Annotated in this window: 17 protein-coding genes and 1 pseudogene; 13 read left to right on the top strand and 5 right to left on the bottom strand. The window is 63.4% G+C overall.

Annotated elements, in window-relative coordinates; genetic code table 11:
* Nucleotides 1-52 precede the first annotated feature (52 nt).
* Nucleotides 53-1,861, bottom strand: a complete 1,809-nt coding sequence (gene atzF, locus V1278_RS05450; RefSeq protein WP_334379950.1) for an allophanate hydrolase — start codon at nucleotides 1,859-1,861, stop codon at nucleotides 53-55.
* A 220-nt stretch (nucleotides 1,862-2,081) separates the two neighbouring features.
* On the bottom strand, nucleotides 2,082-2,630 hold the full coding sequence (locus V1278_RS05455; protein WP_442893684.1) for a MarR family winged helix-turn-helix transcriptional regulator: 549 nt from the start codon (nucleotides 2,628-2,630) through the stop codon (nucleotides 2,082-2,084).
* A 113-nt stretch (nucleotides 2,631-2,743) separates the two neighbouring features.
* Between V1278_RS05455 and V1278_RS05460 the strand changes: the two genes are divergently transcribed.
* The gene (locus V1278_RS05460) at nucleotides 2,744-4,606 is read left to right on the top strand and encodes a feruloyl-CoA synthase (RefSeq protein ID WP_334379951.1); all 1,863 of its coding nucleotides are present in this window, start codon (nucleotides 2,744-2,746) and stop codon (nucleotides 4,604-4,606) included.
* A 4-nt stretch (nucleotides 4,607-4,610) separates the two neighbouring features.
* Here the strand turns inward: V1278_RS05460 and V1278_RS05465 are convergent, their stop codons facing one another.
* Complete coding sequence (locus V1278_RS05465) at nucleotides 4,611-5,138, bottom strand: MarR family winged helix-turn-helix transcriptional regulator (RefSeq protein ID WP_334379952.1); 528 nt, start codon at nucleotides 5,136-5,138, stop codon at nucleotides 4,611-4,613.
* A gap of 112 nt (nucleotides 5,139-5,250) precedes the next feature.
* On the opposite strand from V1278_RS05465, the gene V1278_RS05470 reads away from it, so the two are divergent.
* Nucleotides 5,251-6,474, top strand: a complete 1,224-nt coding sequence (locus tag V1278_RS05470) for an ABC transporter substrate-binding protein (RefSeq protein ID WP_442893683.1) — start codon at nucleotides 5,251-5,253, stop codon at nucleotides 6,472-6,474.
* A 242-nt stretch (nucleotides 6,475-6,716) separates the two neighbouring features.
* On the opposite strand, the gene V1278_RS05475 is transcribed toward V1278_RS05470, so the two are convergent.
* Nucleotides 6,717-7,247, bottom strand: coding sequence for a MarR family winged helix-turn-helix transcriptional regulator (locus V1278_RS05475; protein WP_334379953.1), 531 nt, complete (start codon nucleotides 7,245-7,247; stop codon nucleotides 6,717-6,719).
* An 80-nt stretch (nucleotides 7,248-7,327) separates the two neighbouring features.
* On the opposite strand from V1278_RS05475, the gene V1278_RS05480 reads away from it, so the two are divergent.
* The 4 genes from V1278_RS05480 (at nucleotide 7,328) to V1278_RS05495 (ending at nucleotide 12,108) form a co-directional block, all read left to right on the top strand.
* Nucleotides 7,328-8,563: a cytochrome P450 gene (locus tag V1278_RS05480; protein WP_334379954.1), complete on the top strand. Its 1,236-nt coding sequence runs from the start codon at nucleotides 7,328-7,330 to the stop codon at nucleotides 8,561-8,563.
* A 10-nt stretch (nucleotides 8,564-8,573) separates the two neighbouring features.
* Nucleotides 8,574-8,897, top strand: coding sequence for a 2Fe-2S iron-sulfur cluster-binding protein (locus V1278_RS05485; protein WP_334379955.1), 324 nt, complete (start codon nucleotides 8,574-8,576; stop codon nucleotides 8,895-8,897).
* Nucleotides 8,898-8,975: 78 nt separating this feature from the next.
* Nucleotides 8,976-10,190 carry an ABC transporter substrate-binding protein gene (locus V1278_RS05490; protein WP_334379956.1) on the top strand — a complete coding sequence of 405 codons (1,215 nt, stop codon included), beginning with the start codon at nucleotides 8,976-8,978 and terminating at the stop codon, nucleotides 10,188-10,190.
* 247 nt (nucleotides 10,191-10,437) lie between these two features.
* On the top strand, nucleotides 10,438-12,108 hold the full coding sequence (locus tag V1278_RS05495; protein ID WP_442893682.1) for a tannase/feruloyl esterase family alpha/beta hydrolase: 1,671 nt from the start codon (nucleotides 10,438-10,440) through the stop codon (nucleotides 12,106-12,108).
* Nucleotides 12,109-12,141: 33 nt separating this feature from the next.
* Here V1278_RS05495 and V1278_RS05500 read toward each other — a convergent pair whose 3' ends face one another.
* Nucleotides 12,142-13,416, bottom strand: coding sequence for an NAD(P)/FAD-dependent oxidoreductase (locus V1278_RS05500; protein WP_334379957.1), 1,275 nt, complete (start codon nucleotides 13,414-13,416; stop codon nucleotides 12,142-12,144).
* 223 nt (nucleotides 13,417-13,639) lie between these two features.
* On the opposite strand from V1278_RS05500, the gene V1278_RS05505 reads away from it, so the two are divergent.
* The 7 genes and pseudogenes from V1278_RS05505 to V1278_RS05535 all read left to right on the top strand — a co-directional run bounded on the left by V1278_RS05505 (nucleotide 13,640) and on the right by V1278_RS05535 (nucleotide 20,026).
* Nucleotides 13,640-13,969, top strand: coding sequence for a hypothetical protein (locus V1278_RS05505; protein ID WP_334365387.1), 330 nt, complete (start codon nucleotides 13,640-13,642; stop codon nucleotides 13,967-13,969).
* A pseudogene (locus V1278_RS05510) lies at nucleotides 13,970-14,857 on the top strand (sigma-70 family RNA polymerase sigma factor).
* Between the two features lie 412 nt (nucleotides 14,858-15,269).
* Nucleotides 15,270-16,445: an ABC transporter substrate-binding protein gene (locus V1278_RS05515; protein WP_334379958.1), complete on the top strand. Its 1,176-nt coding sequence runs from the start codon at nucleotides 15,270-15,272 to the stop codon at nucleotides 16,443-16,445.
* 238 nt (nucleotides 16,446-16,683) lie between these two features.
* Nucleotides 16,684-17,601, top strand: a complete 918-nt coding sequence (locus V1278_RS05520) for a branched-chain amino acid ABC transporter permease (RefSeq protein ID WP_213289778.1) — start codon at nucleotides 16,684-16,686, stop codon at nucleotides 17,599-17,601.
* Nucleotides 17,598-18,545, top strand: coding sequence for a branched-chain amino acid ABC transporter permease (locus tag V1278_RS05525; RefSeq protein ID WP_247512064.1), 948 nt, complete (start codon nucleotides 17,598-17,600; stop codon nucleotides 18,543-18,545). Before V1278_RS05520 ends, V1278_RS05525 begins: the two co-directional genes overlap by 4 nt.
* Nucleotides 18,538-19,305 (top strand): ABC transporter ATP-binding protein, encoded by a 768-nt coding sequence (locus V1278_RS05530; protein ID WP_334379959.1) that lies wholly within the window; start codon nucleotides 18,538-18,540, stop codon nucleotides 19,303-19,305. Before V1278_RS05525 ends, V1278_RS05530 begins: the two co-directional genes overlap by 8 nt.
* On the top strand, nucleotides 19,298-20,026 hold the full coding sequence (locus V1278_RS05535) for an ABC transporter ATP-binding protein (RefSeq protein WP_334379960.1): 729 nt from the start codon (nucleotides 19,298-19,300) through the stop codon (nucleotides 20,024-20,026). The genes V1278_RS05530 and V1278_RS05535 overlap by 8 nt, the downstream gene beginning before the upstream one ends.
* The last annotated feature ends 1 nt before the right edge of the window (nucleotide 20,027 follow it).

The following is a 20,027-nucleotide window of genomic DNA, read 5'->3' on the forward strand; positions in this document are numbered from 1 at the left end:
TCCCGGCTCTGCGGAGCAGCGTTGCACGCTGCGCCGCGTCCGGGACACGGGGCTACACCGCCACCTTCTTCGCGATGAACGCGCGCCAGCCGCCATAGGCTGAAATATCGCGCGCGCCGTCGATGGCTGCGGGCTCGACCAGAAATCCCTTCACGTCCCTTCCGTCGGCGAGCCGGATCGTGCCGATGCCGAGCGGCGGCGGGATCGCAGCGACGAATTTGCCGAAGGCTGTCGCCGACAATGCCCAAAGCTCGAGCTTGATCGAACTGCCCGCGCCTTGCTCCACGCGCAGCATGCCGGGTTTCGGCGGCACCGTGTCGAGCGCGTAGAGCTTGTAGTCCGGCGCGGTCGCGGTCGCCTCGATCAGGCGGGCGCCGAGCACCTGCAACTCGCCATTGAGCGCCATGCCGGAAAGATGCGCGCCGACCACCGCGAGGGTGATTTGATCGCCGCTCGCGGCTGCCGGCAACGAAGCGAGCGGCGGCTGCATCAGCCCCTTGGCTCCCATCTTCATTTGGGTGTGGGCATGAAACACCCGCCCGATGCTGGCGAGCTGCGCGTCGCGTCCCGCGGGCGCCAGCAGCGTGATGCCGAACGGAATGCCGTCCGCGCGCATCGCGGCCGGCAGCGCGAGGCCGGAGAGGTCGAGCAGGTTGACAAAATTGGTGTAAGTGCCGAGCCGGCTGTTGAGCTCGATCGGATTGGCCAGCACCTGCGCGGTCGAATAGGCGGTCGGCGCCGTCGGCAGCACCATCGCGTCGAAATGGGCAAAGCTGCGCTCGGCTGTGCGCCGTAGCGCCTGCAGCCGATAGAGTGAAGCAAAGGTGTCGGCGGCGGTCAGCCGCGCGCCGGCGGCGGTGATTTCGCGGGTCACCGGATGAATCGAATCCGGCGAGGATGCCAGGAGGTCGCGGATGACAAGGTATCGCTCGGCGACCCACGGGCCTTCGTAAAGCAGCCGCGCGGTCTCACAAAAGGGTTCGAGGTCGAACTCGACCAGCGTGGCGCCGAGCGCCGTCCAGCGCTTGAGCGCCTCGCCATAGGCTTTCTCGGAAGCCGCGTCGCCAAAGAAGATCAATTGGCCATTGCGCGGCACGCCGAGCCGGAGTTTCTCGGGAAATGCCGACATCGGTCCCAGCGGCCGGTAGCGCGAAAACGGATCGGCACTGTCGGCGCCCGCCATCGCAGCCAGTGCGGTCATCGCATCGTCGACGGTGAGCGAGAAAACCGAAACGCAGTCCAGCGTGCGGCAGGCCGGGACCAGCCCGGCGTTGGAGATCAGCCCAAGGCTCGGCTTGAGTCCTACGATGTTGTTGAGCATCGCCGGCACGCGGCCCGAGCCCGCGGTGTCGGTGCCGAGCGCAAGCGGCACGAGGCCGGCGGAAACCGCCACCGCCGATCCTGAACTCGATCCGCCCGGCACGAGATCGGCGCGGATCGGATTGACGGGAATACCATAGGGCGAGCGGACGCCGACTAGGCCGGTCGCGAACTGGTCGAGATTGGTCTTGCCGATAACGATGGCGCCGGCCGCCCGCAGCTTTGCGACCGCCGTCGAGTCCTGCGCGGGGAAAAAGGAAAAGGCCGGGCAGGCGGCCGTGGTCGCTAAGCCCAGCGCGTCGATATTGTCCTTCACTGCGACCGGGACGCCGAGCAGCGGAAGCAATGCCGCATCTTTCGAGGCCAGCGCTTCGGCCTCCGCCACCGCATCCTTCTCGTCGCGCAGGCTGATGAACACGGCGGGATCATTATGGTCGCGGATGCGCTGATAGCAGCGCGCGACGGTTTGCGCCGGGGTGATCGCGCCGGCGCGGTGCGCGGCGACAATGGCAGCAACGGTTTCAGGCGCGTCGGACCCCATGGCAGCAAAACTCCAGCGAGCAAGGTTACTCGGACGAAGGTTACCAAGCTGAAGCAAGCGATGTGCCATTGTGTACAATCGCTAAGTCGAGCCAACGCTCAAATATAGATTTGCAGTTTCATGCACTTACGGGACGACTGCGCATGCCATGAGCGCCGGCCGTTACTGGAGACTGCCTAAAACTTAGGCGACTCAGCCCAAGGCCTGGCGCCAGCCTCGATCAGGTGAAGTCCGAGAGTATCTGCAGCAGTTTCTCCCGGTTCTCCTTGCCGATCTTCTCGGCCACATGGCGCTCATGTTCGGCGGCAAGTCGCTTGAACTGCGCCAGCGCTGTCCGGCCGCGCGCGGTCAGGTGCAGCGCGTGGGAGCGCCGGTCGGCGGCGGATTTGACGCGGCTGACGAGATCGCGCTGTTCAAGACTATCCAGGAGGTGCACCAGCCGGGCGCGCTCGATGCCGAGCCGTTTTGCAACAGCCATCTGGCTCAGCCCAGGATTGGCCCCGATCACCGTCATCACGGAATACTGCGTGGGCCGGATATCGACGGCGCCGAGCGTACGAATGAAATCCTGGAAAACCCAGATCTGAAAGCGCCGCACCGCATAGCCGGCGTGGCCGGTGAGCGCGTCGAGGCCGATTTCGCCGTTCATCAGATCGCTGTGCGCGTTGCCGTTTTCGCTTCGCGCGCGGCCGGGAAGCGGCCGAATACCAGCGCGTGACTTGGCTATTCGTGACTTGGCAATTCTGGGTGCCTGACTGTTCCTCGCCATCGTTTCCTTCTAGCGCTTCCCGGGGCCAAGGGGAAGATTGTTGTTGACGACAACAATTGTTGTGCTCAACATTGGCCTCAAGCCAGCCCTTTCGAGGCGGCAGGAGGAAGCCCATGACCATCGCCGCCATCAGCGGTGCCGATTCCCAAAATCTATTCGCGACGCCGGCGATCGTTGCCGATCGCCGGACCGATGGCAGCATTTTGGTGAGGTCGACCACGCCGCTGCGGCCGAGTGCGCGCTGTATCGGCGACTGGCTGGAGCATTGGGCGCGGCAGGCGCCGGACCGGATCTTTCTCGCCGATCGCGCCAGCGTTGATACGCCGTGGAACACCGTCACCTACAAGGATGCGTTGAAGCAGGTGCGCTCGGCAGCCGCCTGGATCCTTGCGCGAGGCTTGAGCGCCGAGCGTCCGCTGGTGATCCTGTCCGACAACAGCGTCGAGCACGCGCTGTTCGCGCTCGCCGCCCAGCATGTCGGCGTGCCATCGGCCGCGATCTCGCCGGCCTATTCGCTGATGTCCAAGGATTTCGACAAGCTCAAGAGCATGATCACGCTGCTCGGACCGGGCGCCATCTATGTTTCCGGCACAAAGCCGTTTGCCGCGGCGCTGGCGGCGATCAAGCCGCTGCATTCGTCCACCATCGTTAGCGGCAGTGCGGACGCGGGCGACGCGATCTCCTTCCGCGCCATCACGGCAACGCCGGAAACGCCCGATGTCGAAAAGGCCTTTGCCGCGATCACGCCGGACACGATCGCAAAATTCCTGTTCACCTCGGGCTCGACCGGCACGCCGAAGGCCGTGATCAATACCCAGCGCATGCTGACCTCCAGCCAGCAGGCCAAGGCGCAGACCTGGACGTTCCTCGAAGATATCGGCGAGGATCTCATGATCCTCGATTGGCTGCCCTGGAGCCACACCTTCGGCGCCAACCACAATTTCAATCTGGTGCTGCGCAACGGCGGCACGCTCTATGTCGACGGCGGCAAGCCGGCACCGGGGTTGTTCGCGACCTCGCTCGCCAATCTGCGAAGCGTGATGCCATCAGTCTATTTCAACGTGCCGCGCGGTTTTGACATGCTCATCGCGGCGCTGCGCAGCGACGACGAACTGCGCAAAAAGTTCTTCCGCGAGGTGAAGTTCGCTTTCTACGCCGGCGCAGCCTTGCCGCAGAATCTCTGGGACGCGCTGGAAGAACTCTCGATCGAGACGGTGGGGCGTGCGCTGTCGATGGTGTCGGCCTGGGGCTCGACCGAAACCTCGCCGCTCGCCACCGATTGCCATTTCCAGGCGAAACGTTCCGGCAATATCGGCGTGCCGATCCCAGGCACCGAACTGAAGCTGGTGCCATCAGGCGACAAGCTCGAGGTGCGGGTGCGCGGTCCGAATGTCACGCCCGGTTACTGGAAGGCGCCGGAATTGACCGCGCAGGCGTTCGACGAAGAGGGTTTTTATCTCATCGGCGACGCCGTGACCTTTGCCGATCCGGCGCGTCCCGAACTCGGGCTGTTCTTCGACGGCCGCGTCGCCGAGGACTTCAAGCTCAATTCCGGCACCTGGGTCAGCGTCGGCACGTTGCGCATCGCCGGCATCGCTGCTCTGGCGCCGCTGGCGCAGGATATCGTCGTGACCGGCCATGGCGGCGACGAGGTTCGCTTCCTGGTATTTCCGAATATTGCGGCCTGCCGTGCACATGCCGGCTTGCCCGACAGCGCCGACGTGAAGGATGTGATCGGCCACGACAAGGTTCGCGCTGCAATCGCGCAGGGCCTTGCGAACCTAAAGGCGCAAGCTGGCAATTCGTCCGGTCACGCAACGCGCGCGCTGCTGCTGGCCGAACCCGCGTCCGTCGACGGCGGCGAGATCACCGACAAGGGTTATATCAACCAGCGCGCGGTGCTGACGCGGCGCGCGAGCGCAGTGGCAACGTTGGATGACGACGCCTCGGCCGAATGGATCGGCTGCGCTGGCTGAAACACTAGGCGCGTCGGGACGCCGCGTGCTTGTGCGCCTCGACCAGCCGCACCAGCATCTGGAGAAATGCCGTCTGCTCGCTCTTGCTGAGCGCGGAAAGCGTCTGCGCATTAAAGCTTTCGCCAAGCCGGCTGGCCTCGTCAGCACGCCTCTCGCCCGCCGCGCTGAGGCTGAGCTCGACCGCGCGCTTGTCCCGCGCGGATCGCTTCCGCTTCAAGACGCCGGTTTCCTCCATCCGTGACAGGATTTTCACGAGGTTGGGGAGCTGCATCTTCAACACGGCGGCGAGTTCGCTCTGCGTCACCGTCTTGTTGTCCCGCACCGTAACCAGGATGGCATATTCGAGCGGCGAAAGGTTCAGGGACTCGAAATACGGATAGAACGCCTCGAAGTTCTCCAACTGCAGGATCCGGATCATGAATCCCGGGGTCTGCTGCAGCGCGGTGAGATCGAGTTTTCGCGCCGAGTCCGGCTCGGCCGGTCTGGTCGCTCCGTTGCCGTTGCGCGTCGAAATTTTTCCGATTCGTTCCATGGGCAAAAGCTCGCACGGCATCACGTGAATTGACAATCCTCAAAATGCTTATAAGTTATAAGTAATTTCGAAGCGGCCGAGAAGGCCGCCTTTTCCATACAGGAGGGAACGCATGCGACAGCTTTTTCGCACAGGAATGCTCGTGGTCGCGCTCGGCGGAGTCTTCGCAGGCGCTTCCCAAGTCCAAGCCCAGACCCAGGACCGCGTCCGGATCGGCGTGCTCAACGACCAGTCGGGCGTGTTCTCGACCTACCAGGGCATCGGTTCGGTCATCGCCGCGCAAATGGCGGTCGAGGACTATGGCGGCAAGGCCGCCGGCAAGCCGGTCGACGTCATCACCGCCGATCATCAGAACAAAACCGACGTCGGCGTCGGCATCGCGCGGCGCTGGTACGATACCGAAAGCATCGATGCCATCTTCGACCTGCCGAACTCGGCGATTGCGCTCGCGGTCGCCAATATGAGCGAGCAGAAGAACAAGGTCTTCATCGGCTCCGGCGCCGGCACCGCGCTTCTCACCGGCGAAAAGTGCACGCCGAATACCGTGCACTGGACCTACGACACCTATGCCTATGGACGTGGCCTTGGCAAAGCCGTGGTAGCCCAAGGCGGCAAGAAATGGTTCTTTCTGACCGCCGATTACGCCTTCGGCCACGACCTGGAGAAGCAGGCGATGGAAGGCGTCAAGGCCTCCGGCGGCGAAGTGCTCGGCGCCGTGCGCCATCCGCTCGGCACCGCCGACTATGCTTCCTTCTTGCTGCAGGCGCAGGCCTCGGGTGCCGACATCGTCGGCGTGGCGAATGCCGGTGACGACACCATCACCTCGATCAAGCAGGCGGCGGAGTTCGGGCTGACGCAAAAGCAGAAGTTGGTCGGGCTGATCCTCGGCATGAACGGAATTCCTGCGCTCGGCCTGAAGGCAGCCCAGGGCGCGCAGATCATGAATCCGTTCTATTGGGATTTGAACGAAGGCACGCGCGCTTTTGCAAAACGGTTCGCCGAGCGCCATCCGCAAAAGAATTATCCGAACGACATGCAGGCCGGCGTCTATGCTTCGGTGCTGCATTATCTGAAGGCCGTCGACAAGATCGGCGGCGCCGCCGACGGCAAGGCCGTTGTCGCGGCGATGAAGGCGATGCCGACCGACGATCCGCTGTTCGGCAAGGGAACCATCCGCGCAGACGGGCGTAAGATTCATCCGCTGTTTCTGCTTGAGGTGAAGAAGCCTGACGAATCCACGTCGAAATGGGATCTGTTGAAGGTCGTCGCTACGATCCCGGGCGATCAGGCGTTTCGTCCCGAAAGCGACGGCAACTGCCCACTCGTCAAGAGATGATCTGACCGGCGGCGGCCGGCAGGAATCGGCCGGGTCCGAAAATCGATCGCCGAGGCTCGTCGTGTATGTTGCCAAGGCAACTAATTTGTGCGAGCGTATTTCCACAAGGCGGCCGATCGCAGAGCACGGAGAGTGCCGGGCCGCACAGGGAGAAACGGATGTTTGGGTGTGTCGGATCGTCACGACGCAATGCGATGTCGCGCGCGCAGTGTGGTCACCGCGGCGCAGCTAATAGGCGCAGCTCAGCTCCGCGTATCGACTTCGCCCGCGCCCTTCACGGCGTCGAGATTGCCGTGCACTCGCAGCAGCAGCGCGATCAGGGTCTCCCGCTCCGGCTTGCTCAAGCAGGAGAGCAGGCGGCGCTCGCGTTCAAGCGCGACCGCGATGACCTGATCATGGGTGGCATAGCCCTTCGGGGTCAGCGAGATCGAATGGGTGCGGCCGTCCTTGCGGTCGGCCCTGATGCTGACCAGCCCGCGTTCTTCCATGCCGGCCAGCGTCCGGCTCACGGGTCCCTTGTCGAAACCGATCACGTGGCAGATCCGCGCCGCCGAAATTTCCGGCTCGATCGCGAGCAGCGACAATATCCGCCATTCCGTGACGTTGACCCCAAAGCGCTTCTGATAGACCACGGTCGCGCTACGCGACAATTTGTTGGCGATGAAGGTGATCAGGGCCGGAACGTAACGGTCGAGGTCGAGCACCTGCTCGGCCCGTCCGCTCCTGCCTGCCGCGCCCACACGGGGGGCGCGCGCCTGTCTGTTCCTGCTCATGCTTTTCCGACGCTGCTCCAGCGTTCCAGACATAGAGACAGCGCACACCGCTCTGCAAGGACATTATGCAGGAGGCCCACATGAGCGCGACATCCCGGATAGATTCTGCAACCCCGGAGCGGAGTGCGCCGGCCGGCGTACCCTGTCTGGACGTGGACCCGTTCTCGACCGAGTTTTTCGAGGATCCGCACCGGATCCACGACGTTCTCCGCGAGGCCGGGCCGGTGGTCTGGCTCGAGAAGTGGGGCGTCTATGGCGTCGCCCGCTATGCCGAGGTGCACGCCGTCCTCAACGACCCCCTGACCTTCTGCTCGAGCCGCGGCGTCGGCTTGAGCGATTTTGCCAAGGAAAAGCCGTGGCGACCGCAAAGCATCATCCTTGAAGCAGACCCGCCGGCGCATACCAGGACACGCGCGGTGCTCGCCCAGGTGCTGTCGCCGACCGCCATGAAGCAGGTCCGCGAACATTTCACGGCGATGGCCGCAGCCAAGGTCGACGAATTGTTGGCGCGCGGAAGTTTCGATGCGGTTGCCGATCTCGCGGAGGCCTATCCGCTCTCGGTATTTCCTGATGCGATGGGCCTTAAGCAGGAAGGGCGGGAGAATCTGCTGCCCTATGCGAGCCTGGTCTTCAACGCGTTCGGGCCGCCGAACCAGTTGCGCCAGGAGGCGATCGAGCGCTCCGCGCCCCATCAGGCCTATGTCGCCGCGCAGTGCCAGCGCGAAAATCTTGCGCCCGGCGGCTTCGGGGCTTGCATCCATGCGCGCGCCGACGCCGGCGACATCACGGCGGAAGAGGCGCCACTGTTGGTGCGCTCGCTGCTTTCGGCAGGCCTCGACACCACCGTCAACGGTGTCGGCGCCGCGATGTACTGCCTGGCGCGCTTCCCCGATCAGCTTGCGCGGCTGCGCAGCGATCCGACGCTGGCGCGCAACGCATTCGAGGAAGCGATCCGTTTCGAAAGCCCGGTGCAGACCTTTTTCCGCACCACGACGCGGGAGGTCGAACTCGCCGGCCATCGCATCGGCGAAGGCGAAAAGGTTCTGATGTTCCTTGGCGCCGCCAACCGCGATCCGCGACGCTGGGAAAATCCTGATCGCTACGACGTCACCCGCCGCACCTCCGGCCATGTCGGGTTCGGTTCGGGCATTCATATGTGCGTCGGCCAGCTCCTCGCACGCCTCGAAGGCGAGGTGATGCTGGCGGCGATCGCGCGCAAGGTTGCAAGTATCGAGATATCAGGCCCGGTGAAGCGCCGCTACAACAACACGCTGCGCGGCCTCGAAAGTCTCCCCATCACCATTTCTCCGGCCTGACGGACCGCCGATGCCGAGCATCACGTTTGTTCACTCTGACGGCCGGGCGCAGCGCATCGACGCCCGCGATGGCGAAAGCGCGATGCAGGCGGCGACGCGCCACGATGTCGGTGGAATTCTGGCCGAATGCGGCGGCAACGCGATGTGCGCCACCTGCCATGTCTATGTCGACGAGGGCTGGCTCGCCCGCCTGCCGGCCATGGGCGACGACGAGGACGCGTTGCTGGACGGCGCCGCGGCCCAACGGCGGGCCAACAGCCGGCTGTCCTGCCAGATCAAGTTGGCTGCCGACCTCGATGGTCTGGTTCTCAATCTGCCGGACCGGCAATTGTGACGGCCTAATCACCTGAACTGAAGTCAAACCCGGCGAAGTCCGGGAACGCTCAAGATCAAATTCGAAAGGGAGAGAACGATGAGGGGTTTAAGGTTAGGTCTCGCGCTTGCCTTGTCTTGCGTGGCGTCGGGCGCGGCGCGCGCGGAAATTTCCGACAATGTCGTGCGCGTCGGCGTGCTGAACGACATTTCCGGTATCTTCCAGGACACCAACGGCATGGGCTCGGTGGAAGCCGCGCGCATGGCGGCGGAAGATTTCAACGGCGGTGGCAAGGGTATCAAGGTCGAGATCGTCTATGCCGATCACCAGAACAAGGCCGACGTCGGTTCGGCGATCGTGCGCAAATGGCTCGACGTCGATGGCGTCGATGCCGTGGTCGACGTGCCGAATTCCGCCGTTGGGCTCACCATCAACTCGCTGCTGCGCGATAGCCGCATGACGTTTCTTGCGTCGTCGACGGCGAGCTCCGACCTGACCGGCAAGGCCTGCTCGCCGAACACGATCCAGTGGGTCAATGACGCCTGGGCGACCGGCAACTCGACCGCGGCGGCGATGATGGCGCGCGGCGGCAAGGAATGGTACTTCATCACGGTGAATTTTGCGCTCGGCCAGGGCATCGAGGCCGAGGCCACCAACTACATCGAAAAGCACGGCGGCAAGGTGCTGGGCTCGGCCAAGCATCCGCTCAACACGCCGGACTTTGCCTCGCTTCTGCTGCAGGCGCAGAATTCCAAGGCCAAGGTCATCGGTCTCGCCAATGCCGGCGGCGACACCGTCAACGCGGTGAAGCAGGCGGCCGAGTTCGGCCTTCAGCAAAGCGGACAGACGATGGTGGCGTTCCTGCTGTTCATCAACGACGTCCATGGCATGGGGCTGAAGGTAGGCCAGGGCCTGCAACTGTTCGAGGCGTTTTACTGGGACATGGATGAAAACACCCGCGCGTTTGCAAAGCGCTTCGCAGCGCGGCCGGGCGTGAACGGCAAGATGCCGAGCGGCAATCAGGCCGGCGTCTATGCTTCCACGCTCGCCTATCTCAACGCGGTGGCGGCGACCGGCAGCGACCATGCCAAGGATGCGGTGCCTGAGATGAAGAAGTTCAAGGGCAAGGACAAACTGTTCGGCGACGTCACCATCCGCCAGGACGGCCGCGTCATCCACCCGATGTACCTGTTCGAGGTGAAGAACCCGGAAGAGTCGAAATATCCCTACGACTACTACAAACTGGTTTCGACCATTCCGGCCGACCAGGCCTTCCGCCCGCTCGCCGACGGCGGCTGCTCGCTGGTGAAGTAATGCTCCGCTGCCCTTCCTCTCCCGCTTACGGGTAATTGCGGGGAGGCATAGGCGGCCTGTGGCCGCCGTTCCTTAGAAGAACGCCGATGCGGAGCATCGGCTATGGTTGGGGTGCCGCCGCACAACGGATGTCAAACGTCGACGCTAATCTTGCCTCGTCTTATTTCGATTGACGCCCGCGTGGTCTGAACCATTGTAAGCCTGATGGCCGGTCAAGAACACGGCTGCGACAGCGAAGGGAGAAACGATGCAACGCCTCAGATTCCAAATTCGCATCCAATTGGCTTTGCTGGCGGCTGCGACCTCGTTCTTTGCCGTCGACGCCACGGCCGCAAAGATGGTCGGCGATCCCGCCGCGACCTGCGGCGACCTTATCCGGCCGGTCGACAATGCCGTGCGGATTGATTCTGCGACCATGGTCGCGCCGTCGCCGCTCGCCGTCGCCGAAAGAGCACCGACGCCGGCGGCGCGCATCACGCCAGCCGATCCGGAATTCTGCAAGGTCCTCGGCCAGATCGCGCCGGCCGATCCCAAGGCGCCGCCGATCAAATTTCAGGTGAATCTTCCGGTCGAGTGGAACGGCCGCTCGCTGCAATATGGTGGCGGCGGTTTCAACGGCGTGCTGATTACCGGGCTTGCCTTGCCGCCGGCGTATCCATTCGGCGCGCCGTCGCCGCTGGCGCGCGGGTTCGTCACCTATGGCACCGATTCCGGCCACGAGACCAAGCCGGGCGAGCCGCCGCAAGTGTTTGCGCTCAACGACGAGGCCTTTGAGAATTTCGCCCATCGTTCCTACAAGCGCGTGCGCGACGCCGCGGTTGCCCTGATGCTGCGCGCCTACGGCAACCCGCCGGCCAAATTGTATTTCATGGGATCGTCGGAAGGCGGCCGCGAGGGGCTGACGATGGCGCAGCGCTATCCCGATGACTTCGACGGCATCTTTGCCCGCGTGCCCGTCATCAACTGGGTCGGATTGCAGCATGCCGGGACGCGGTCGGGGCTGGCCACCATGGGCGAGGGCTGGATTCGTCCCGCGCAGGTCGAGCTCGTGGCCAAGGCGGTGCTTGCTGCCTGCGACAAGGCGGACGGCGCCGAGGATTCGCTGGTGCTGGACCCCGTCGGCTGCAAGGCGAAATTCCAGCCGGACACACTGCGTTGCGTGGCAGGCCAAAGCGGCGATCAGTGCCTGAGCGAGGCGCAGATCGCGGCGATCAGGACGCTGCATTCGACGTACAAGTTCTCGTTCCCGCTGGAGAACGGCCTCGACGATTATCCCGGCTGGGGCGTTTCCGGCGAAAACATTCCCGCCTTCGGTCCGACCGGCGGTTGGATCGCCTGGTGGCTCGGCAAGGCGGCGCCGGCGCAGCCGCCGGCCCCTGCCAACGGCATCGCCTGGATCTACGGCGCGGGCGGCATCCAATATGTCTTCGCGCGCGACCCGAAGCTCGACGTCACGACCTACAGGCCCGAGGATCACAAGGAGCGGCTGCTGCAGGTATCGCGGTTGATGGATTCGACCAATCCGGACCTCAGCCGCTTTGCCGCGCGCGGCGGCAAGCTCGTGGTTCTCGAAAACATGGCCGACTACGCCCAGAGCCCTTACGCAGGAATCCGCTATTTCGAAAACGTGCAGCGCACCTTGGGCAAGGAGAAGACCGCAGAGTTCGCCCGCCTCTACACGGCGCCCGGTGTCGACCATGTCGGCTCCGGCGCGCCCGCCAATGTCGACATGCTGGCGGTGCTCGTTGATTGGGTCGAGAACGGCAAGGCGCCGGGTGATCTCGAGGTGATCGAGCAGAAGGTCGAGGCGCCGGCGTTTGAGACGACGCGCGCGCTGCCATTGTGCCAATGGCCGGCATGGCCGCACTACAAATCGGGGCCGACGAGTAGCGCGACCAGTTTTGCCTGCGCGCCGTGAGAGGTCTTCTCCGCTCAACGCGAGCGACGAAACCTATCCCGTGACCTTGCTCGAGCCCTGCGTGATCAGCCGCGCGGCGCGCTGGTCGCGGGCGTGAATCCACAGCCAACTCAAGGCGACGCTGAGGCGGTTGCGCAGGCCGATCAGGAAGTAGATGTGGGCGATGCCCCATATCCACCAGGCGAGATTGCCGCGCAGCTTGATGCGGCCGAAGTCGATCACGGCCTTCTTCTTGCCGATCTGCGCGAGACTGCCGGCATGTTTGTAGCGGAACGGCGGCAGCGTGCCGCCGGAGAGGCGCGCCTTGATCAGCGCCGCCACATAGCGCCCCTGCTGCTTGGCCGCCGGCGCGATGCCGGGCACGGGACTGCCGTCGGGGCCGGCGATCGTCACGGTATCGCCGATGGCAAACACATCGGGATGGCCGGGCACGGTCAGATCAGGCTCGACCTTCAGGCGGTAGGCGCGGTCGGCGGGTGCCTTCATCCATTCCGCAGCGCGCGAGGCGCGCACGCCGGCCGCCCAGACGATGGTCCTGGCCTCCAGCCGGTTGCCGCCATAGACAACGCCGTCGATCGCACATTCCGTGACCGGCTGCCCCAGCACCACCTCGACGCCAAGCTCCTCCAGCGCGCGCTGCGCATAGGAAGAGAGGTCTTCGGGAAAGCCCGCGAGCACGCGCGGGCCGGCCTCGATCAGGATAACGCGGGTCTTGTGGGTATCGATGTTGCGAAAGTCCGGCGGCAGCGTGTCCTTGGCGAGGTCGGCGATCGTTCCGGCCATTTCGACGCCGGTCGGGCCGGCGCCGACGATGACGAAGGTGAGCAGCGCCGCGCGCCGCGCCGGATCCTTCTCGCGCTCGGCGCGCTCGAAGGCGACGAGGATGCGCCGCCGCAGCGTCGTGGCATCCTCCAGCGTCTTCAGGCCTGGTGCGAACGGCTCCCATTCATCGTGGCCGAAATAGGCGTGGCGGGCGCCGGTGGCGAGGATCAGCGTGTCATAGGAAATCGTTTCGCCATCTTCGAGCAGCACGCGCTTTCCCTCGGCATCGACGCCATTCACATTGGCAAACAGCGTCGTCACTTCGGGGCGGTCGCGCAAGAGATAGCGGATCGGCCAGGCGATTTCCGACGTCGCCAGCGAAGCGGTCGCGACCTGGTAGAGCAGCGGCTGGAACAGATGATGGTTCCGGCGGTCGATCAGCGTGATCCGGACCGGCGCCCCGGCGAGGCCAAAGGCGGTCTCCAAACCGCCGAAACCGGCGCCGACGATCACGACGTGATGGGGTTCTTTCGGCACTGTCGTCATGGGAATGCGACCCCGGTTTCAGATGTCTCAACGCCTTGGACTATGTAGCCATTTGCGGCTCCGCTCCAATACGCCTTTGTCAATCGGTCGATAGCGAAAGCGTATCACGCTGTCGTCCCTGCGTTCGCAGGGACGACGGCAAAATAAATTTCCTGCCACAGCATCCTTTGCCCAATCCCAAACGTCCTTGGGGTCGAGATGGCCGCAAAATGAGGAGAAAGCCATGAGACAAACCGTGATCAGGTACAAAACCAAGCCGGAAATGAGCGACAGGAACGCCGAATTGGTGGCGGCGGTGTTTGCCGAATTGCAGGCGGCCCAGCCGGAGGGCTTTCGCTATCTGTCGCTGCGGCTGGAGGATGATACGTTCATCCATTTCGTCGAGACCGCAGCCGACGACGGCTCCAGCGCGTTGCCGAAACTGGCGGCGTTTCAGGCGTTCCAGAACGGCATTCGCGAGCGTTGCGCCGAACCGCCGCTGCCGAAAGGCGTGACCGTCGTCGGCAATTATCGCATGTTGCGCGAGACCGAGAACGCACTTGCCGGAGTCTGAATGACAGTGGTTCCCGAGACATCCGCCGCCTTCGACATCGAGCGCCTGCTGGTGGCGACGCGCCCAAGGCTGCATCGCTATTGCGCGCGCATGGTGGGCTCCGTCATCGACGGCGAGGACGTGCTGCAGGATGCCATGATCAAGGCGGTGGAGGCGCATGCCTCCGCCGGCACGCTCGGCAATCCCGAAGGCTGGCTGTTTCGCATTGCGCACAACACAGCGCTGGATTTCCTGCGCCGGCGCAAGCGCTAGGAGGCGCTCCGGGGACCAGCGGAGGTGGACATGATCGTTGACCAGCTCGATGCCGTGGCGAGCCGCCAGATCGCCGCGACCTCCTTGCGCACCTTCATGCGATTGCCGGTACCACAGCGTGCGAGCGTGATCCTGATGGACGTGCTCGGCTGCTCGCTGAAGGAAATCTGCGAGGTGATGGATTGCAGCCTGCCCGCGGCCAAGGCCGCGCTGCATCGCGGCCGCGCGCAGTTGCGGGAAATCGCCGACGAGCCGGACGACGCGCCGCAACAAAGACTATCCGACGCCGATCGTGAGCGGCTCGGCGCCTATGTCGCCCATTTCAACGCCCGCGACTTTGACGCGATCCGCGCCATGATTACAGACGATGTCAGGCTCGATCTCGTCAGCAGAACCCACTTGCGTGGCAAGGCCGAAGTGTCCCGCTATTTCGGCAACTACGACAAAGTCAGCGACTGGCACCTGGTGCCGGGCCTGGTGGAGGGGCGTCCCGCGATCCTGGTGTTCGATTCCAACGAAGGCGATGCCAAGCCGAAATATTTCATGCTGCTCGGTTGGTCGGCCGGCAAGGTCGCGACCATCCGGGACTTCCGCCACGCGCCTTACGTCATCGATGGCGCTGAATATCTGATCTGAACGACCGCTTCTGGAAGGTGAAGGTGGGAATACGCGATTCCACCCTTGCGAAAAATTGTTTTAAGCCTAAAATGATTTGTGAGACGGCGCTGCCGGGCGTCCTCGATATTGATCTCGAGCCTTTCATGGATGGAGGCGAGGGGAGATTGAAAATGTCAGGTAGCCCCCAGTCGGTCCCTTGGTCTGTCCGGGGCAACCGGCATTATATTTCTTGCCATCCCCGCCATCCACGAATTATGGTGCAGGTGGCTTAAGCATGCGCCGAAGGTTCTAACCGGAGCCTTGGGTTCATGCTTGCCGCTGACCGGCGATTTCGCGCACAAAATACCTCACAGATAAGAGGCGCGCGGAGCAAGCGTTGCCGGTCGCCTGGTTGACCGGGTTTTGAGTGATAAACAGGAGGGGAGTGATTATGAAAAAGGCATTCTGGCTGGCGGGCGCAGCAATTCTGGCGCTGGCGCAGCCCGCGCTCGCTGGCGACACCATCAAAATCGGCTTTGTTTCGACCTTCAGCGGCCCGACCGCTGTGATCGGCAACGACATGCGCAACTCGTTCGAGCTGGCGCTCGACCATCTTGGCCGCAAGATGGGCGGCAAGCCGGTCGAGGTGATCTACGAGGACGACGGCCAGAAGCCTGACGTCGGCAAGCAGAAGACCGAGAAGTTGATCCAGTCCGACAAGGTCGATTTCATCGCCGGCTATATCTGGTCGAACGTGCTGTTGGCCTCGCTGAAGACCGCGGTCGATTCCAAGACCTTCCTGATCACGTCCAATGCCGGCCCCTCGCAGATCGCCGGCGATCTCTGCTCGCCTTACGTCTTCTCGACCTCCTGGCAGAACGACCAGACCCCGCAGGCGGTCGGTACCTACATGAACCAGAAGGGTGTCAAGTCGGTGTTCCTGATTGGCCCGAATTACGCCGCCGGCAAGGACATGCTGGCCGGCGTGAAGAGCACGTTCAAGGGTCAGGTCGTGGGCGAAGAATATACGGTGTGGCCAAGCCAGCTCGACTTCTCCGCCGAGCTCACCAAGGCCAGGAACTCCAAGGCCGAGGCGGTCTTCGTGTTCTATCCTGGCGCTGCCGGCGTCCAATTCCTCAATCAATATGCCCAGGCCGGGCTCAAGGGGCAGATCCCGCTCTACACCGCCTTCACCATCGACGAATTGACGCTGCCCTTGCAGAAGGAGAACGCGATCGGCGTGCCCGGCGCGCAGCAATGGGTCAACGATTTGCCGTTCCCCGAGAACAAAAAGTTCGTCGAGGACTACCGCAAGAAGTACACTGGCCTGCGCCCGACCTTCTACGGCGCGCAGTCCTATGACGCCGCGAATCTGATCAACAGTGCCGTGGTCGCGGTGAAGGGCGATACCTCGAAGAAGGACGAGATGAAGGCCGAGATGGAGAAGGCCAACTTCAAATCCGTGCGCGGCCCGTTCAAATACGGCAACAACCACATTCCGATCCAGAATTTCTACCTGCAGGACGTGGTCAAGGACGCCGACGGCCAGCTCTCGCTGAAGACGGTGGCGACCATCGTCAAGGACGACCAGGATCGCTTCCACGACAAATGTCCGATGAAGAAGTGATTGTTGGCATGGCCAGTGCATGATCGCCGGAGCGCGCCCTCGGGCTTGACCCGGGGGCGACTAACGACAGATCATCCGCCCAACAAGAAAAATGGCGGCGGCGCAGATGTGCTGCCGCTGTTTTGTTAGGGCATGATCCGGAAAAGTGGGATCCGGTTTTCCGAAAAGATCATGCCCAAAATAGAAAAATAGAGCGGGATGACGCGTCATCACGCTCTAGGTCTAGAGTTTTAGGTTCATGCTCGTCCTCGTTGAACAATCGCTGAATGGCCTGCAGTTCGGCCTGTTGCTGTTCCTGCTGGCGGCCGGCTTGACGCTGGTGTTCGGCATCATGGACTTCGTCAATCTGGCGCACGGCTCGCTCTACATGATGGGCGCCTATTTCGCGGCGACCTTCGTGGCGTGGACGAATAGTTTTGTGCTCGGCATATTGCTGGCGCTCGGCGCCACGCTGCTACTGGGCATCGCGCTCGAATTCATCGCACTGAGACATCTCTACGGCCGCGACCATCTCGATCAGGTGCTGGCAACCTTCGGGCTGATCCTGTTCTTCAACGACGCGGTGCGGCTGATCTGGGGCCCTGCCGGCCTGTCGCTGCCGCTGCCGGCATGGTTGACCGTCCCGGTGCAGATCGTCCCCGGCGTGTTCTATCCAGCCTACCGGCTGTCGATCATCGTGGTCGCGCTGGCGGTTGCGGCATTGCTTTATATCGTGGTGATGCGGACCAGGATCGGCATGCTGATCCGCGCCGGCGCCTCCAACCGTGAAATGATCGGCGCGCTTGGCATCAACATCAAACTGTTGTTCACGCTGGTGTTCGGACTTGGCGCGGCGCTCGCCGGCCTTGCCGGGCTGATGCAGGCGCCGATCCTGACCGTGCAGATCGGCATGGGCGAGAACATCCTGATCCTTGCTTTCGTTATCATCGTGATCGGCGGCATCGGCTCGATCCGCGGCGCGTTCATGGCCGCGATCTTCGTCGGCATGATCGATACGCTCGGCCGCGCCTTCCTGCCCGATCTCCTGCGCACCGTGCTGAGTTCCGCCGCCGCTTCCACCGCCGCGCCGGCGCTGTCGTCGATGCTGATCTATCTCCTGATGGCCATCGTCCTCGTCGTGCGGCCGGAGGGGCTGTTTCCGGCTGCCAAGCGATGAAATCTCACATCAACGCCCGCAACGTCATCGTGGCGCTCGTCGCGCTCGGCCTCACGCTGCTACCGGTCTATTCGGCGCTGACCGGCAACATCTTCATCCTGACGCTGTTCACCCGCATCGTCATCTTCGCGCTGGCGGCTGCGAGCCTCAATCTCATCATGGGCTATGGCGGCATGATGAGCTTTGGCCACGCCGCCTATCTCGGCATTGGCGGTTACGCGGTGGGCATCCTCGCCCACGAAGGCATCGGCTCCGGCTTCATCCAGTGGCCGGTCGCGCTGGCGCTGTCGGCGCTTTATGCGCTCGTGATCGGTGCGCTCAGCCTCCGCACGCGCGGCGTGTATTTCATCATGATCACGCTCGCCTTCGCGCAGATGGCCTATTACATCGCCTCGGGTCTTTCTCGCTATGGCGGAGATGACGGCCTCACCATCTACAAGCGCAGCACTTTCGGCGGCCTGATCGACCTGTCGAACCGTGTGCAGTTCTACTACCTCTGCCTAGCCTGCCTGTTCGGCGGCGTCTATCTGATCTGGCGTATCATCAATTCCCGGTTTGGCATGGTGGTGCAGGGCGTCCGTTCCAACGAGCAGCGCATGCAGGCGATCGGCTTTCACGCCAACCGATATCGTCTCGTCTGCTTCGTCATCTCTGGCACGATCTGCGGCCTCGCCGGGGCGCTGCTCGCCAACAACACCGATTTCATCAGCCCGGCCGGGATGTACTGGACCCGCTCCGGCGAACTCATGGTGATGGTGGTCTTCGGCGGCATGGGCTCGCTGTTCGGTCCCGTCCTGGGCACCATCGTGTTCCTCCTGCTGGAAGAAGTCCTGTCGCAATTCACTGAATATTGGGCGCTGATTATGGGCCCGCTATTGCTGCTGATCGTGCTGTTCGCGCGCGGTGGCATCATGGGCCTGCTCGGGAGGTTGAGCCGTGGCTGATCCTCTGCTCCGTGTAGAAAGCCTGGTCCGAAGTTTTGGTGGCATCAAAGCCACCGACAATCTGTCGCTCGATGTCGTGCCGGGCGAACTGCATGCCATCATCGGTCCCAACGGCGCCGGCAAGACCACGCTGATCAGCCAGTTGACCGGACAGTTGATGCCGAATTCCGGCACCATTCACTTCGCCGGCCGCGAGATCACGCGGCTGCCGTCCTATCAGCGCAGCCGGCTTGGCCTGGCGCGCTCGTTCCAGATCACCTGTCTGCTGCCGGATTTTACCGCAGCCGACAATGTCGCGCTGGCGGCGCAAGCGCATGACGGCCACTCGTTCCGCTTCTGGGGCTCGGCGCGCAAGGAGAGGCATCTGCGCGACGCGGCGCAGGCGGCGCTCGTGCGGGTAGGGCTCGCCCGGCGCGCCGACGTGCTGGTGTCGGAATTGAGCCACGGCGAACAGCGCGAGCTCGAGTTGGCGGTGGCGCTCGCGACCAAGCCGCAATTGCTGCTGCTCGACGAGCCGATGGCCGGCCTCGGCGTCACCGAATCCGCGCGCATGGTGGCGCTGCTCAAGGAATTGCGGAAGGAAGTCACTATCGTGCTGGTCGAGCACGACATGGAAGCGGTGTTCGCGCTGGCCGACCGCATCACCGTGCTGGTCTATGGCCGCGTGATCGCCTCGGGCGATCCAGACGCCATCCGCAACAACGAGGAAGTCAAGCGCGCCTATCTCGGCGACCAGCATGCGGTGACACGCCATGGCTGAATCAAAAGCCGCCGAAACCCTGCTCGAAGTCGAAGGCATCGAGACCTGCTACGGCCTCAGCCAGGTGCTGTTCGGCCTGTCGCTGAAGGTAAAGTCGGGCGAGATGGTCGCCCTGATGGGCCGCAACGGCATGGGCAAGACCACGACCATCCGCTCCATCATGGGCATGACGCCGGCTCGCGCGGGCACGATCCGCTTCGCGGGTGAGCAAGTGCGCAGCCTGCCATCCTACAGAATCGCAAAACTCGGCATCGGCCTGGTGCCGGAAGGCCGCCAGATTTTTCCGAACCTGACGGTCTACGAGAATCTGGTGGCGGCTTCGGGCAACCGCTCAGGCAATTCCGATCCCTGGACCATCGACAAGATCCACGCGCTGTTTCCGCGGCTTGCCGAGCGCGGCAACAACATGGGCGTGACCCTGTCGGGCGGCGAGCAGCAGATGCTGGCGATCGGCCGCGCGCTGATGACCAACCCGAAGCTTCTGATCCTCGACGAAGCCACCGAAGGCCTCGCACCGCTGATCCGCGAGGAAATCTGGAACTGCCTGTCGATGCTGAAGGGCCGCGGCCAATCCGTGCTGGTGATCGACAAGAACGTCGCCAACCTCTCCCGCATCGCCGATCGCCACTACATCATCGAGCGCGGGCGGACGGTGTGGACGGGGACGAGCGAGCAGTTGATTGCGGAGCCGGACCTGCAGCACCGGTATTTGGGGATTTAAA

It is taken from the genome of Bradyrhizobium sp. AZCC 1577, assembly GCF_036924575.1.
GTDB lineage: Bacteria > Pseudomonadota > Alphaproteobacteria > Rhizobiales > Xanthobacteraceae > Bradyrhizobium.

Coding starts and splice junctions, on each gene's coding strand:
- atzF (WP_334379950.1), bottom strand. CDS start 1,861: ATGGGGTCCGACGCGCCTGAAACCGTTGCTGCCATTGTCGCCGCGCAC.
- V1278_RS05455 (WP_442893684.1), bottom strand. CDS start 2,630: ATGGCGAGGAACAGTCAGGCACCCAGAATTGCCAAGTCACGAATAGCC.
- V1278_RS05460 (WP_334379951.1), top strand. CDS start 2,744: ATGACCATCGCCGCCATCAGCGGTGCCGATTCCCAAAATCTATTCGCG.
- V1278_RS05465 (WP_334379952.1), bottom strand. CDS start 5,138: ATGGAACGAATCGGAAAAATTTCGACGCGCAACGGCAACGGAGCGACC.
- V1278_RS05470 (WP_442893683.1), top strand. CDS start 5,251: ATGCGACAGCTTTTTCGCACAGGAATGCTCGTGGTCGCGCTCGGCGGA.
- V1278_RS05475 (WP_334379953.1), bottom strand. CDS start 7,247: ATGAGCAGGAACAGACAGGCGCGCGCCCCCCGTGTGGGCGCGGCAGGC.
- V1278_RS05480 (WP_334379954.1), top strand. CDS start 7,328: ATGAGCGCGACATCCCGGATAGATTCTGCAACCCCGGAGCGGAGTGCG.
- V1278_RS05485 (WP_334379955.1), top strand. CDS start 8,574: ATGCCGAGCATCACGTTTGTTCACTCTGACGGCCGGGCGCAGCGCATC.
- V1278_RS05490 (WP_334379956.1), top strand. CDS start 8,976: ATGAGGGGTTTAAGGTTAGGTCTCGCGCTTGCCTTGTCTTGCGTGGCG.
- V1278_RS05495 (WP_442893682.1), top strand. CDS start 10,438: ATGCAACGCCTCAGATTCCAAATTCGCATCCAATTGGCTTTGCTGGCG.
- V1278_RS05500 (WP_334379957.1), bottom strand. CDS start 13,416: ATGACGACAGTGCCGAAAGAACCCCATCACGTCGTGATCGTCGGCGCC.
- V1278_RS05505 (WP_334365387.1), top strand. CDS start 13,640: ATGAGACAAACCGTGATCAGGTACAAAACCAAGCCGGAAATGAGCGAC.
- V1278_RS05515 (WP_334379958.1), top strand. CDS start 15,270: ATGAAAAAGGCATTCTGGCTGGCGGGCGCAGCAATTCTGGCGCTGGCG.
- V1278_RS05520 (WP_213289778.1), top strand. CDS start 16,684: ATGCTCGTCCTCGTTGAACAATCGCTGAATGGCCTGCAGTTCGGCCTG.
- V1278_RS05525 (WP_247512064.1), top strand. CDS start 17,598: ATGAAATCTCACATCAACGCCCGCAACGTCATCGTGGCGCTCGTCGCG.
- V1278_RS05535 (WP_334379960.1), top strand. CDS start 19,298: ATGGCTGAATCAAAAGCCGCCGAAACCCTGCTCGAAGTCGAAGGCATC.